General features: G+C 64.5%; 12 protein-coding genes. 9 read left to right on the top strand and 3 right to left on the bottom strand.

Annotation, left to right across the window (positions count from 1 at the left end; translation table 11 throughout):
• Positions 1 to 108: 108 nt before the first annotated feature.
• The 3 genes from hflX (at position 109) to BL8807_RS00330 (ending at position 4014) form a co-directional block, all read left to right on the top strand.
• Positions 109 to 1551 (top strand): GTPase HflX, encoded by a 1443-nt coding sequence (hflX, locus tag BL8807_RS00340; RefSeq protein ID WP_072725277.1) that lies wholly within the window; start codon positions 109 to 111, stop codon positions 1549 to 1551.
• Between the two features lie 197 nt (positions 1552 to 1748).
• Positions 1749 to 2711, top strand: coding sequence for an L-lactate dehydrogenase (locus BL8807_RS00335; protein WP_072725122.1), 963 nt, complete (start codon positions 1749 to 1751; stop codon positions 2709 to 2711).
• Between the two features lie 367 nt (positions 2712 to 3078).
• Entirely contained in the window at positions 3079 to 4014 is a 936-nt protein-coding gene (locus BL8807_RS00330) for a cation diffusion facilitator family transporter (RefSeq protein WP_072725125.1), read from the top strand.
• 3 nt (positions 4015 to 4017) lie between these two features.
• Here BL8807_RS00330 and lexA read toward each other — a convergent pair whose 3' ends face one another.
• Positions 4018 to 4731 (bottom strand): transcriptional repressor LexA, encoded by a 714-nt coding sequence (lexA, locus tag BL8807_RS00325; RefSeq protein WP_072725279.1) that lies wholly within the window; start codon positions 4729 to 4731, stop codon positions 4018 to 4020.
• A gap of 170 nt (positions 4732 to 4901) precedes the next feature.
• On the opposite strand from lexA, the gene BL8807_RS00320 reads away from it, so the two are divergent.
• Both BL8807_RS00320 and nrdR read left to right on the top strand, forming a co-directional pair.
• Complete coding sequence (locus BL8807_RS00320; RefSeq protein ID WP_072725127.1) at positions 4902 to 5255, top strand: LysM peptidoglycan-binding domain-containing protein; 354 nt, start codon at positions 4902 to 4904, stop codon at positions 5253 to 5255.
• A gap of 57 nt (positions 5256 to 5312) precedes the next feature.
• Positions 5313 to 5759, top strand: a complete 447-nt coding sequence (gene nrdR / locus BL8807_RS00315; RefSeq protein ID WP_072725130.1) for a transcriptional regulator NrdR — start codon at positions 5313 to 5315, stop codon at positions 5757 to 5759.
• A gap of 120 nt (positions 5760 to 5879) precedes the next feature.
• Here nrdR and serA read toward each other — a convergent pair whose 3' ends face one another.
• A complete protein-coding gene (gene serA, locus BL8807_RS00310) occupies positions 5880 to 7079 on the bottom strand; it encodes a phosphoglycerate dehydrogenase (protein ID WP_072725132.1) in 1200 nt (399 codons plus the stop codon).
• A 9-nt stretch (positions 7080 to 7088) separates the two neighbouring features.
• Positions 7089 to 9368, bottom strand: coding sequence for a HelD family protein (locus BL8807_RS00305; RefSeq protein WP_072725140.1), 2280 nt, complete (start codon positions 9366 to 9368; stop codon positions 7089 to 7091).
• 411 nt (positions 9369 to 9779) lie between these two features.
• On the opposite strand from BL8807_RS00305, the gene mraZ reads away from it, so the two are divergent.
• From mraZ to BL8807_RS00285, 4 genes are read left to right on the top strand one after another with little or no spacing between them, the layout of a single operon-like run.
• A complete protein-coding gene (gene mraZ / locus BL8807_RS00300) occupies positions 9780 to 10298 on the top strand; it encodes a division/cell wall cluster transcriptional repressor MraZ (protein WP_072725142.1) in 519 nt (172 codons plus the stop codon).
• Positions 10298 to 11335: a 16S rRNA (cytosine(1402)-N(4))-methyltransferase RsmH gene (gene rsmH, locus BL8807_RS00295; RefSeq protein ID WP_072725144.1), complete on the top strand. Its 1038-nt coding sequence runs from the start codon at positions 10298 to 10300 to the stop codon at positions 11333 to 11335. Before mraZ ends, rsmH begins: the two co-directional genes overlap by 1 nt.
• A 9-nt stretch (positions 11336 to 11344) precedes the next feature.
• Positions 11345 to 11803 (top strand): cell division protein FtsL, encoded by a 459-nt coding sequence (ftsL, locus tag BL8807_RS00290; protein ID WP_072725281.1) that lies wholly within the window; start codon positions 11345 to 11347, stop codon positions 11801 to 11803.
• On the top strand, positions 11800 to 13596 hold the full coding sequence (locus BL8807_RS00285; protein ID WP_072725146.1) for a peptidoglycan D,D-transpeptidase FtsI family protein: 1797 nt from the start codon (positions 11800 to 11802) through the stop codon (positions 13594 to 13596). Before ftsL ends, BL8807_RS00285 begins: the two co-directional genes overlap by 4 nt.
• The last annotated feature ends 21 nt before the right edge of the window (positions 13597 to 13617 follow it).

Raw genomic sequence — 13617 nt, 5'->3', positions numbered from 1 at the left:
GCATTGAGCCTGGAGACCCAATCCGAGCGGACGGAATCGTTCGAGACAAGCGCCGTTGACGGCACCGCAACCACCGAAGCCGACCGTTTTGCCGGTGTCGACGCCGGCGTGCTCTCCGGGCGTTCCGAAGTTCTGCTGGACGACCATTCAGGTGTGTCCGCGTTCGATGAGGCGGGCGACCAGGAATGGGAGGAGCGAGAGTCCCGCAACGCGCTCAAACATGTCGTGGGCATGGGCGAACTGCAGGACGTCACCGAAGTCGAATACCGTAAGGTGCGACTCGAACGCGTGGTGCTGGTCGGCGTGTGGTCGTCGCAGAACAGCACCGCCGCCAAAGCCGAGGAATCCCTGCGCGAGCTGGCGGCGCTCGCCGAAACCGCGGGCGCGGTGGTGTGCGATGGCCTTTTGCAGCATCGCTCCCGGCCCGACGCCGCCACCTACGTGGGCTCGGGCAAGGCCAAGGAGATCGCCGACATCGTGGCGCGCGAGGAGGCCGACACCATCATCGTCGACGACGACTTGCCGCCTTCTCAGCGTCGCGCGCTTGAGGACGCCACCAAAGTGAAGGTGGTGGACCGCACCGCCGTGATTCTCGACATCTTCGCCCAGCACGCCACCAGCCGCGAAGGCAAGGCGCAGGTGGAGCTCGCCCAATTGCAGTACATGCTGCCGCGACTGCGCGGTTGGGGCGCCTCCCTGTCGCGTCAGGCCGGCGGTCGTGCCGCGGGCGCGGACGGCGGCATCGGCTCGCGAGGCCCCGGCGAGACGAAAATCGAAATGGACCGCCGTGTGATCCGCACGCGCATCGCGCGCCTGCGTCAGCAGATCCGCCAGATGGCGCCGGCCCGCGAGGTCAAACGAGGCTCGCGACGCCGCTTCGGACTGCCGACCATCGCCGTGGTGGGGTATACGAACGCGGGCAAATCCTCGCTGACCAACCGGCTGACCGGTTCGACGGAACTCGTGGAGAACGCGCTGTTCGCCACGCTGGACACCGCCGTGCGCCGCGCCAAAGCCAAGGACGGCCGCCTGTACGCCTATGTGGACACGGTCGGGTTCGTGCGGCGCTTGCCCACCCAATTGGTTGAGGCGTTCAAATCGACGTTGGAGGAGGTGGCCGAGGCCGACGTGATCCTGCATGTGGTCGATGGCTCCCATCCCGACCCGTTCTCGCAGATCGACGCGGTGAACGACGTGCTCGCCGACATCGAGGGAACCGCTTCGATCCCGCGTCTGCTGGTGTTCAACAAAATCGATCTGGTCGACGAAAGCGTGCGCGAGCGTCTGCGCAATCTGGAATCCGACTCCCATCTCGTCTCCGCTTACTCGGGCGAGGGATTGGATGAGCTGCGCGCCGCCGTCGAAGCGTTGCTGCCGGTGCCGCATGTGCATGTGAACGCGCTGCTGCCCTATACGGCCGGCGCGCTGCTCTCGCGCGTGCGCGAATACGGCAATGTGATCGCTTTGGACTACCGCGACGACGGCGTGATGCTTGAGGCGGACGTCGACAGCCATCTGGCCGCGCAGATCGTCGAACAGGCCATCGACTGATCGGGTCCGCGGCAGATGACGGGCGTGTGAGCTTGCTCACGTGTGTTACGACAAGAATGTTAGCGATAACAATCCAGTGGTTCCAGCTGTTTGCGAAAAGCGCTTCCATGGTGGAACGTCATAGCGGACGAGTAGAGTGAAGACGTTGTTTGGATGGAATCCCGCCAAAAAACGGGAAGTGATAGGAAGAGATACCCATGGCTGAATCGCTTATTAAGCCCACCAAGCTTGCTGTGATCGGTGCCGGCGCTGTCGGCTCCACACTGGCCTTCGCCGCCGCCCAGCGCGGCATCGCCCGCGAAATCGTGCTCCAGGACATCGCCAAGGAACGCGTCGAAGCCGAAGTGCTCGACATGCAGCACGGCTCCAGCTTCTATCCCACCGTCTCCATCGACGGTTCCGACGACCGCGAGGTCTGCCGCGACGCCGACATGATCGTCATCACCGCCGGCCCCCGCCAGAAGCCCGGTCAGTCCCGCCTCGAACTCGTCGGCGCCACCATCAACATCCTCAAATCCATCATCCCCGGACTCGTCGAGGTCGCCCCCAACGCCATCTTCATGCTCATTACCAACCCGGTGGACATCGCCACCCATGTGGCCCAGAAGATCTCCGGCCTGCCCGAGAACCAGGTCTTCGGCTCCGGCACCAACCTCGACTCCGCCCGTCTGCGCTTCCTCATCGCCGAGCAGACCGGCGTCAACGTCAAGAACGTCCACGCCTACATCGCCGGCGAACACGGCGATTCCGAAGTCCCGCTGTGGGCCTCCGCCACCATCGGCGGCGTCCCCATGTGCGACTGGACCCCGCTGCCCGGCCACGAGCCCCTCGACGCCGACGTTCGCGAGCAGATCCACCAGGACGTCAAGAACGCCGCCTACAAGATCATCAACGGCAAGGGTGCGACCAACTATGCCATCGGCATGTCCGGTGTCGACATCATCGAAGCCGTCCTCAAAGACTCCAACCGCATCCTCCCCGTCAGCTCCATGCTCAAGGACTTCCACGGCATCTCCGACGTCTGCATGTCCGTCCCCACCCTCATCAACCGCTCCGGCGTCAACACCGCCATCAACACCCCGGTGTCCGACAAGGAGCTCGCGGCCTTGAAGCGCTCGGCGGAGACGTTAAGGGAGACCGCCGCCCAATTCGGCTTCTAGCAAAATCCCGCACCGATGGAGCGCCCCCGGCGTTGCTCGGAACTCGACGTACCTCTGTACGCCTTCGTTCCGTGCGCCTTGGGGGGCGCACGCATCGGTGCGGGATTTTGTGTCCTGGTACCGATGGAGCGCCGTCGGTGTTGCTCGGAACTCGACGTACCTCTGTGCGCCTTCGTTCCGTGCGTTTTGGGGCCGTGCGCATCGGTGCGGGATTTCGCGTAGCGCGATGGGCTCTACGCGGCGTGTGCTATGGTGAAAACGGTGATGAGACCCCGGCTTCGGCCGGGGTTTCGTCGTATTGGAACGTAACTGCAAATGGTATTGAGAAGCGGTTTCACTAGGAACGGGACGAGGGGAGCGGACGACGATGGCGCATGATCATACGCACGCAAGCGCGGGAGGCGATTCGGCGGAGCATCAGCGGCGGCTGATACTGACTTTGACGCTGACCGGAACGGTGTTTCTCGCGGAGGTCGTCGGCGCGGCCCTCACCGAATCGTTGGCCCTGCTTGTCGACGCCGGGCATATGCTCACCGACATGTCCGTGCTCATCGCCTCCACGGTCACCGCCATGCTGATGCGCCGCAAGCCCGACAGCACCCGCACCTGGGGTTGGGCCAGACTGGAGGTCATCACCGCCGCGGGCGGCGCCCTTGTGCTGTTCGGCGTCGGCGCGTACGCGCTGATCGAAGCCGGATTGCGTCTATTCGGAGAGTCGGCGGATGACGTGCATGACGCCCGTCTGCTGCTCGCATTCGGCATCCTCGGACTCGCCGCCAACATCGGGTCCATAGTGATTCTCGCCTCGCAGCGCGGCGACAACATGAATATGAAGGCCGCGTTCCTCGAAGTGCTGAACGACGCGCTCGGATCGGTGGCCGTGGTGCTGTCCGCCGTGGTGATGATGGCGACCGGATGGGCGGGATTCGACGCGGTCGCCGGCGGCCTGATCGCCCTGATGATGATCCCCCGCGCCGTCACCCTGCTGCGCAACGCGGTGCGTGTGCTGTTGGAGGAGACGCCGGAGGGGCTTGACCTCAACGCGGTGCGCGAACATCTCGAAGGCGTTCCGCATGTGGTCGCCGTTCACGACCTGCACGCCAGCACCGTATCCACCGGCATGCCGATACTCATGGCCCATGTGGTGGTGGAGCGGGGCCTGAGCATGGAACAGGCGGAGGGGATTCTGCAGCAGCTTCAGGACTGCCTACGCGAGCACTTCCCGGTGTCGGTGCCGCATACCACGTTCCAGCTCGAACCGGAGGGATACACCACCCCGTCCGCCGAGCAGCTGCATGCGTGAGTTTTAGAGCTTGCGCAGCACGGTGACGACTTTGCCCATGATCTGCGCGTGGGTGCCGTCGATGGGGGAGTAGGCGGGATTGTGCGGCATCAGCCACACATGGCCGTCCTGCTTGCGGAAGGTTTTCACGGTGGCCTCGTCGTCGAGCAGCGCCGCCACGATATCGCCGTTCACCGCGGTGCTCTGCTCGCGTACCACCACGAAATCGCCGTCGCAGATGGCCGCGTCCACCATGGAGTCGCCGTGCACCTCCAGCATGAACAGCGTGCCGTTTCCGGTCAGTCTCTCCGGCAGGCGCATCACATCGTCCACGTGCTGGTCGGCGGTGATGGGCACGCCGGCCGCGATGCGGCCCACCAGCGGCACATCGTGCGACTGCATCACCGACTCGCTTTCGGGGAAGGGGATGATGGTCGCCGTCGCGGTGGGAGCTTCGGACTGTGCGGGCCGGGCCGCGGGCGTCGCCTCGTCGCCTTGCGGGGATGCCACCACTTCGATGGCGCGCCCTTTGTTGGCGTTCATGCGGATGAAGCCTTTGTCTTCCAAGGTCTGCAACTGGTGTTTCACCGACGATGGGCTTTTCAGTCCGGCGTATTCACCGATCTCGCGGAATGACGGGGCGAAGCCATGGGCGTCGATATGCGTGCGGATGGCCTCCAGCACCTTGCGCTGGCGGTCGGTCAGCGCGTTGTCTGCTGATGATGGCTGTGGGGTCATGGTGATGATGCTCACGTCGGGGCTCCTTTCGGGCGGCTGTGACCAGTGTATCGTGCAAATCATGTGAAATCAAACATCTGTTCGACTTGTCGTGTTGACGTTGTCGAACAGATGTGCCACAATCAGAACAAGTGTTCGATAGAACAGGTGTTCGAAAGGATGTGGTTGCGATGGCTGGAACCGCTGTGATGATGGACAAGGGTGTGATGAGGGGCAGCGCCGCGCGATCCCATGGGACGATGCGTCTGACCGCACGGGGCAAGCTGGTTGTGGCGTTGCTGGCGGCGGCTTTGACTTGGGCGGGAATCAGTGTGATTTCGCCGGTTCCGGCGCATTCGGAGTCGGGCGCGACCGCCGTGTCCAGCTACATCGTGCGTCCGGGGGACACGTTGTGGTCGTATGCGTCGAGCATCACTCCCGCGGGGCAGGATGTGTCGAATACGGTCGACGAACTGATCGAGCTGAACGATTTGGAATCCGGTGCGTTGCAGGCCGGCCAACGCATCGTCGTGCCGCAACGTTGACGTCGCGAAACTCCGATGTCTGGCGAACATACGCCACCGCACGGTATCCTTGGCGGAATGCATTGTCCTTTCTGCCAGAATTCCGATACCAAGGTGATTGATACGCGCATCAGCGAGGATGGCTATTCCATTCGTCGCCGGCGGCAGTGCCCCAAATGCGACAAGCGGTTCACCACCGTGGAAATCAGCATGCTGTTGGTCACCAAGCGCGGAGGTAACAGCGAGCCCTTCAATCGCGATAAGGTCGTCTCCGGCGTGCGTAAGGCATGCCAAGGTCGTCCTGTCAAAGAAGAGGATCTGAAAATGCTCGGGCAGAAGGTCGAAGAGGATCTTCGCTCACGAGGGCTCGCCGAAATCACCTCGGACGAGGTCGGCAAAGCGATTTTGAAACCGTTGCGCGAATTGGACGAGGTCGCTTATCTGCGCTTCGCCAGCGTCTACCAGAATTTCGCCGGCCTTGCGGACTTCCAGCAGGCCATCGACGATTTGCGTGACGGTCAATAGTCGATAATCGCGCGAAGATCGTCAGGAACATAAGAAAACCAAAGCGCCGGTCCCGCATCCCGTGAAGGATGCGAGGGCCGGCGCTTTTCGTTGGTGAGGTTTCGCGTTGTCCGTCGTGTTTCAGCTGATCACGCGCATGCGAATCGTTCCCTCGATGTCGCGCAGTGCCTGCAAGGTCGCGTTGCTCGGCGTCTTCGAGACATCGGTGACCACATAGCCCAGCTCGCCCTGGGTGCCCAGCGACTGGGAGGAGATGTTGATGTCCTCCTCGCCGAGCGCGCGGTTGACGTGTGCGAGCACACCGGGCAGGTTCGCGTGCAGATGGGTGATGCGCGTGATGCCGTTGCCGTCGCCGAGGTTGATCTGCGGCAGATTCACCGACAGCGAGGTCGAACCCTTGAACCAGTAGTCCTCGAGGCGCTGGGCGACGAAATGGCCGATGGCCTCCTGCGCCTCCAGCGTGGAGCCGCCGATATGCGGGGTGAGGATCATATTGTCCTCATTGGCCAGCGTGGTTTCGAACGGATCGCCCGATTTCTTCGGTTCGATGGGGAACACGTCGACCGCGGCGCCGGAGACGTGGCCCGAGGCCAGATGTTGCTTCAGCGCGCCCAAATCGACCACGAAACCGCGCGACAGGTTGATGAAAATCGCGCCGGGCTTCATGTGGGAGAACTGCTCCTCGCCGAAGAATCCGGTGTTCGACTTGCGGCCGTCGACATGCAGGGTCACCGCGTCGGCCTGTTCGAGCAGCTCATTCAGCGTGGCGCACCGCTGCGCGTTGCCCAGGGCGAGCTTCTCCTCCAGATCGTAGAACACGACGCGCATGCCCAGGGCCTCCGCCAGCACGGACAGCTGCGAGCCGATGTTGCCGTAGCCGATGATGCCCAGGGTTTTGCCGCGCACCTCATGGGAGCCGCTGGCGGTTTTGTCCCACAGGCCATGCTTGAGATGATGCGTGTGGGCGGGGATGCGGCGCATCAGGCAGATGATGTCGCAGATCACCAGTTCAACCACGGAACGCGTGTTCGAATACGGTGCGTTGAACACGGCGATGCCGCGACGGCCGGCTTCTTCCAGATCGACCTGGTTGGTGCCGATGCAGAAGCAGCCGATGGCGCTTAAATGGGGGCGGGCGGCCATGACCGCGGCGGTGACGTTGGTTTTGGAACGCACGCCGAGCAGGTCGACGCCGTCCAACGCGTCGATGAGTTCGTCCTCGTTTAACGCTCCTTTGAGGATCTCGACCTCAAAGCCATGGTCGCGCAGCGATTGGACGGCGCAGGGATGGATGTTTTCCAGAAGTAACGCTTTAGGCATGTCTCCACCTTAGAGGGTCAATGAGGATTCGTCAGCTTGTGTCCGAACTATAACCAACCGCTGCGTCGGTCGGGTCATGGCCACGTACAGGTCGGCCGCGGCCACCAGACGCGCGGGGGCGTCGTCCTCGATCTGGCCGGGCTGCGCCACGATGACGGCGTCGTATTCCAGTCCCTTGACCTCTTCGGCGCCGCAGACGGCGACCTGGCGGTCCCAGTCGGGCTGGTCGGCCAGGCGCGCGGCCTCGTCCGGGTCGAGCGAAGCCTCCAGTTGCAGCGCCACCGCTTGGCGCAGGGATTCGATCAGTTCGTCGGGGGCGATGACGGCCACGCGGCCGCTGCCGTCGGAGGATACGAAACGCCTCGTCAGTTCGGCCGCGTGCCGGGCCACGGCGTCGGCCAACGCGGCCTCGTCGGGCACCACCTGGGTGGCCACGGATTCGGGCATGCTGCGCACGGCGTTCACCGTGGAGATGTACAGACCCTCTGCGGAGGCGAAGCGCGACGCCAGGTCCGAAACCTCTTTGGGGTTGCGGTAGTTGATCGTCAGCTCGTTGAGATCCCAATGCTCGGCGCCGAACAGTCTGTTCATCGTCTTGGGCCAGGACCGTGTGCCTCCCAACGCGGAAGTCTGCGCCACATCGCCTACGATGGTGAACGAGCGCGACGGACAGCGCCGCATCAGCATGCGCCAGTCCATGTCGGTCAGCTCCTGCGCCTCGTCGACCACCACATGGCCGTACACCCATTCGCGGTCGGAGGCGGCGCGTTGGGCGGTGAGCTCCGCGTCCATGCCGTTGATATGGTCGAGCAGCATCTGGCTGGTCACCAGACCGGTGCCGATCCCCGACTGCGCGAGGGTGTCGCGGGCGAACTGCTCCTCCTGCGCGCGTTGCGCGTCTCGCGCGGCTTGGCGCGCCGTGGCCTTCGGATCGGGGCCCAGCAGTTCCATGGCCTCGTCGAGCAGGGGGATGTCCGAACGGGTCAGCGGCGCGCCTTTGCGGCGGGTGAGCGTGCGCACGTCGTCGTCACTCAACCAAGGCGCCATCGCGCGAAGCTTGTCGGGGCGGGAGAACAGTTGGTCGATAAGCCATGGCGCGGTCATCGGCAACCAGCACAGGTTCAGGGTTTTGCGCACCTTGTCGTTCATGCGCAGCAGCGAGGAGACGCGGCTGCGCTCGGCCGCGTCGGGCGTGTAGTCGAGCTGTTCGACGTAGCGGTCGCGCATGCTGCGCAGCATCTGCTGGATGAAGGTCTCGCGGGCCTTGTTGTGCGGCGCGCGGGTGCGGCGCGCGTCGCTTTGCGCCTGCCGGATATCCGTCGCCAGCATCGGCACGTTGACGCCGCTGATGTTCACGGTCGGCAGGTCGGCGGGGACGCGCACGCGCGCGGCCACCGCGTTGGCGACCAATTGGGCCATGCGCCGGTCTCCCTTGAGCTTGGCCGCGTAAGGGTCGTCGGCGATGTCGGTGGCGAAACCCGGCACCAGATCGGCGATGGTGCGGCTGACCACGCCGGTTTCGCCCAAAGAGGGGAGCACCTGGTCGATATAGTGCAGGAACGTGGAGCTGGGGCCGACGACCAGCACGCCGGAGCGTTCCAGCTTGCGGCGGTGCGTGTAGAGCAGATAGGCGGCGCGATGCAGCGCCACGGCGGTTTTGCCGGTTCCGGGGCCGCCCTGCACGACCACCGCATGGCCCATGTCGGAACGGATGATGCGGTCCTGTTCGGCCTGGATGGTGGCCACGATGTCGGTCATTTTGCCGGTGCGGCGCGAGCTGAGCGACGCCAGCAGCGCGCCTTCGCCGGTGAGCGTGCCGGCGGACGAGGCCTTGTCCACCTGGTCGGAATGCACGTCGAGCACCTCGTCTTCGATGCCGACGACCTCCCGGAAGCTCAGGGTGATATGGCGTCGCATCACGATGTCGCCGTGATTGGACGGGGTCGCCTCGTAGAAGGGTCTGGCGGCTTCGGCGCGCCAGTCGGTGAGGATCGGCTCGTGGGATTCGCTGGACAGGCCGACGCGTCCGATATATCGGCGCGCTCCCTGCTCGTCGTCGAGGCGGCCGAACACCAAACGGTCCTCGACGGCGCGCAATTGGGTGAGGCGGTCCTCGTACATCGTGGCGAAGGAGTCGCGCTCGGTGCGTTGGGTGGGGGAGCCGTGCGATCCCGCGGCCCTTACGGCGTCGAGTCGGGATCTCGTCTGCGCGCGCAACGCGTCCAACCGGCCGTACGCGCGGTCGACGGCCTGCTGTTCCTCATGCAGCTGGGAGGAGTAAGTCGACATGGTCGTCCGTTTCTCATGATGACAACTTCGGGCAATCAAATGTAGCGCGTGCCCCATACGAATCGCTTGCGTCGAGGTCGGGACGCGCGCGATGGGCGATGCGGATGCCGGCGGGCCCCGGCCCGTTCGGGAGGGTGCGTGGGACGCGTGACACGGCAGGGGACTTTTCGGGACATATGAGGGAATCGCGGCGGGATCGGCGGGAGTGTTGCGGGACGGCGCGGAATGTGTGGGTTCCGAATGGTTTCGACTTGGCTTTTTCCGCCGATGACGCGCCCGGTATGGATGTCTTTCTCCTAAAAGGTGCGAAGATTTGTGGCTTGGTGGTGAGAAATGGGGAGTGGTGGGGTAAAGTGGTGAACCAGTTGTGGCTGAAGTGTATCCGGTGCGCCTGCGGAAGGAGGTGGAGTCATGGTTGATGAGCAATCGCCGGCCGCGCAGGACTCCGCCGCGCCTTCGGCGGGCGTGTCCGCTCTGCTGGAGGGGCTTCCGCCGTTGCTGCTGGGCACCTACACGCCCAAAATCGACGCCAAGGGACGCATGGCGCTGCCTGCGAAGTTCCGCTCGCAACTGGGGCAGGGACTGGTGATGGCGCGCGGCCAGGAACGATGCGTGTATCTGCTGCCTTTCGACGAGTTCCGCCGCATCGCCGGGCAGATCCAGCGCACCTCCGTGGGCAACAAGGCCGCCCGTGAATATCTGCGCGTGTTTCTCTCCGGCGCCGTGGACCAGCAGCCCGACAAGCAGGGCCGTGTGCTGGTGCCGCAGATGCTGCGCGATTACGCGGATCTGGGAAGCGACGTGGTGGTGATCGGCGTGGGAACGCGCGCCGAACTGTGGAACAAGGACGCCTGGGAGCGGTATCTGGCGGAGAAGGAAGAGGGCTACGCCGATATCGCCGACGATGTGCTGCCGGAGGTGGAATTCTGATGACCGACCTGACATCCATCCATCAGCCTGTGCTGCTTGACGATTGCGTGAACCTGATGACGCCCGCCTTGAAGCGTTCGGGTGCCATTGCGGTGGACTGCACGCTGGGTTTGGCCGGACATTCCACGGCCTTCCTCAAAGCCGCCCCCGCCGCGCGGCTGATCGGCATCGACCGCGACGCCGAGGCGCTGGCGATGGCCACCGAACGTATGCGTCGAGAGGGCCTGTCCGACCGCTTCACCCCCGTGCACGCCGCCTTCGACGAGTTGGACGCCGTGCTGGAGGAACGCGGCATCGACGAGGTGGACGCCGTGTTCATGGATCTGGGACTGTCCAGCCTGCAGATCGATGAGGCCGACCGCGGCTTCTCCTATTCCCATGACGCGCCGCTGGACATGCGCATGGATGTGAGCCAGGAACTCACCGCCGCGATCATCCTCGCCACCTATGACGCGCCCCGGCTGACGCGCATCTTCAAGGAATACGGCGAGGAGCGGTTCGCCCGCCAGATCGCCGGCCAGATCGTCGCGCGCCGGGACAAGGAGCCGTTCGTCTCCACCGCGCAGCTCAACCGCCTGGTCGACGAGGTCGTGCCGCAGGCGCATCGCCCGGCGGGCAATCCCGCCAAACGGGTGTTCCAGGCGTTGCGCATCGAAGTCAACGGGGAGCTGGACAAGCTGTCGTCGACCCTGCCCCAGGCGGCGAACCGTCTGTCCGTGGGAGGCCGCTTGGTGGTGGAGTCCTACCATTCGCTTGAGGACAAAACCGTCAAGGCGTTCATGGCGCAGGGGCTGCGCATCGACGCGCCCGTCGACATGCCGGTGGTGCCGCCCGACGCGCAGCCGTTCTTCGCGGATCTGACCCGTGGGGCCATCAAGGCGGACGCCGATGAGATCGCCTCCAATCCACGCGCCTCGTCGGTGCGGCTGCGCGCCGTCGAACTGACGCGGCGGATCCCCGACCGCTGGCGGCATCGTTTCGACGAAGGCCCGCGGCGCGACCATGCGACGAACCGCCGTCGAACCAGGAGGGGCTGAACCATGCCGATGTCCTCACCACGCACCGTGCGTTCCCATGCCTCGTCCGCCGCCAGCCGTCCGGAGGCCAAGCCGAGGGCCTCCCGTCCCGAGCTGCGCGTAATCACCGGCCAACGTGCGGAATCGGTCCATGCGGCCGACGCGATCGCCCGTGTGATCGAATGGACGCGCACCCGCAGCGCGCCGCTGCTGCACGTCGCCATCGCCGTGACCTTTCTGCTGTGCACGCTGATCGGTTCGCTGATGCTGCGCACCCAGATGGTCGAGAACTCGTTCGAGGCCTCCGAGATCGAGCAGCACATCAGCCAGCTCACCCAAGACGTCGAAGACGATCAGGCCAAGCTCGACCAGTTGGTGGCATCCCTGCCGAGCAAAGCCGAAGAGATGGGCATGGTGCCGCAGTCGGGCTCCATCTCCATCGACCTCAACGGATACCAGTCAAGTGAAAGCGAAAGCGCAGCCCAATGATCACACGCATCCTCAACTTCGCCCGGGCGAAGAACTTCGCCTTCAGATGCATCGCCATCGGTGTGGTCTTGGCCTTGGTCGCGGCCGTCTGTCTGGCGCAGCTGGCCGCCACCCAGCTGATCAACGGCCAACAGACCGCGTTGGCCGCCACCCAGAGCCGCACGCTCTCCGTGCCGTTGAGCGCCAAGCGGGGCCGTGTGCTCGACGCGAACGGCACCGTGCTGGCGCAAAGCGTGGACCGCTACACCATCGTGGCCAACCCCGAGGCGGCGCAGGATTTCGTTCCCATCACCTGCACCGGCGAGAACGACGACGAATGCCATGAGATCGACGGCGAACCCGTGGGCGTGAAAGGCGCCGCCGCCGTGGCGCGCCTGCTCGCCTCCGTGCTGGATATGAACGCGATGGAGCTGGGCGCCTCCTTAAGCGTCGACGGACAATACGTGGTGCTGAAGAAGGACGTGACCCCGCAGGTCAAGCGCTCCATCGAGGATCTCAATCTCGGCGGCATCGTCTGGGGAGAGCTGAGCGACGAGCGCGTCTACGCCGACGACAACCTGTACGGCGCGCTGCTGGGCGGCGTCGACGCCGAAGGCGTGGGCGTGTCCGGCATCGAACTGATGGAGAACGAGCTGCTCACCGGCACCGACGGCAAAAAGGTGTACCAGCAGGGCAACGGCGGCGAGGAGATCCCCGGCACGGTGACTGAATCGACCGAAGCCGTGGACGGCAGCGACGTGACGCTCACCATCGACAGCGACGTGCAGTGGTATGTCAAGAAGGTGCTGCGCGAGGCGCAGGAGAAGTACGGCTCCGACTGGGGCATCGCCGTGGTGCAACGCGTCAGCGACGCCCAGATCGTGGCGTTGGCGGACAGCGACGAGATCTCCGCCGGCTCCGACGACGCCAAGCTGGGCACGTCGCGTGCCGTGAGCGAGGTGTTCGAACCGGGATCCATCGGCAAGGTGATCTCGCTGGCCGGCTACCTGCAGACCGGGCAGCACAAGATCAGCGACCAATTCGAAGTGCCCGACAGCTACACCCTGGACGGGCAGACCTACAAGGACTCCTTCACCCACGGCACCGAGCACTGGACGCTGGCCGGCATCCTCGAGCAGTCGTCGAATGTGGGCATGATCCTCGCCGCCGAGAACTACACGGACGAGCAGCGTTACGAGTATCTGACCAAATTCGGCATCGGACAGGACAGCGGACTGGGCCTGCCCGGAGAATCCTCGGGCCTGCTGGCCTCGGCCTCGTCATGGGACACGCGTACCCGCAACACCGTGCTGTTCGGCCAAGGCTACGCTACCAACGCGCTGCAGCTGACCAACGCCATCGCGACCATCGCCAACAAGGGCGTCAAGCAGCAGCAGTCCATCATCAAATCGGTGACCGACGCGGATGGCAAAACCACCGAAACCACGACGTCGGACGCCACCCGCGTCGTCGACGAACAGGTCGCCGCCGACGTGCTGAACGCCATGGAATCGGTGTCCGAGCACTACAGCAGCTTCGTGAAGGTCGACGGCTACCGTATGGCCGCAAAAAGCGGTACCGCCGAGGTCGTGGGCAGCGACGGAACGATATCCAGCGTCATCAGCGACTATTCGGTGATCATCCCCGCGGACAATCCGCAGTATGTGGTGACCGTCGTGCTGAAGGATCCGCAAGGCTCCTACGGCGGTCTGACGGCCGGTCCGGTCGCCGCCGATATTTGTGCGTTCCTTATGCAGAAATACGAGGTGCCGGTATCCTCCGCCCGCGAGGATGCTATTCCAGTCAATTGGTGATCCGTTTCGAAGGGAAAGGCG

It is taken from the genome of Bifidobacterium lemurum, from assembly GCF_014898175.1.
Classification (GTDB): Bacteria; Actinomycetota; Actinomycetes; order Actinomycetales; family Bifidobacteriaceae; genus Bifidobacterium; species Bifidobacterium lemurum.
The sequence above is the reverse complement of the archived record's forward strand: the minus strand, read 5'-3'. Positions and strand labels throughout refer to the sequence as shown.

Excerpts from the sequence above, each read along its gene's own strand:
- mraZ (WP_072725142.1), top strand. The coding sequence starts at position 9,780 with ATGGTTGATGAGCAATCGCCGGCCGCGCAGGACTCCGCCGCGCCTTCG.
- BL8807_RS00335 (WP_072725122.1), top strand. The coding sequence starts at position 1,749 with ATGGCTGAATCGCTTATTAAGCCCACCAAGCTTGCTGTGATCGGTGCC.
- BL8807_RS00285 (WP_072725146.1), top strand. The coding sequence starts at position 11,800 with ATGATCACACGCATCCTCAACTTCGCCCGGGCGAAGAACTTCGCCTTC.
- BL8807_RS00330 (WP_072725125.1), top strand. The coding sequence starts at position 3,079 with ATGGCGCATGATCATACGCACGCAAGCGCGGGAGGCGATTCGGCGGAG.
- ftsL (WP_072725281.1), top strand. The coding sequence starts at position 11,345 with ATGTCCTCACCACGCACCGTGCGTTCCCATGCCTCGTCCGCCGCCAGC.
- rsmH (WP_072725144.1), top strand. The coding sequence starts at position 10,298 with ATGACCGACCTGACATCCATCCATCAGCCTGTGCTGCTTGACGATTGC.
- serA (WP_072725132.1), bottom strand. The coding sequence starts at position 7,079 with ATGCCTAAAGCGTTACTTCTGGAAAACATCCATCCCTGCGCCGTCCAA.
- BL8807_RS00320 (WP_072725127.1), top strand. The coding sequence starts at position 4,902 with ATGGCTGGAACCGCTGTGATGATGGACAAGGGTGTGATGAGGGGCAGC.
- nrdR (WP_072725130.1), top strand. The coding sequence starts at position 5,313 with ATGCATTGTCCTTTCTGCCAGAATTCCGATACCAAGGTGATTGATACG.
- BL8807_RS00305 (WP_072725140.1), bottom strand. The coding sequence starts at position 9,368 with ATGTCGACTTACTCCTCCCAGCTGCATGAGGAACAGCAGGCCGTCGAC.
- lexA (WP_072725279.1), bottom strand. The coding sequence starts at position 4,731 with ATGACCCCACAGCCATCATCAGCAGACAACGCGCTGACCGACCGCCAG.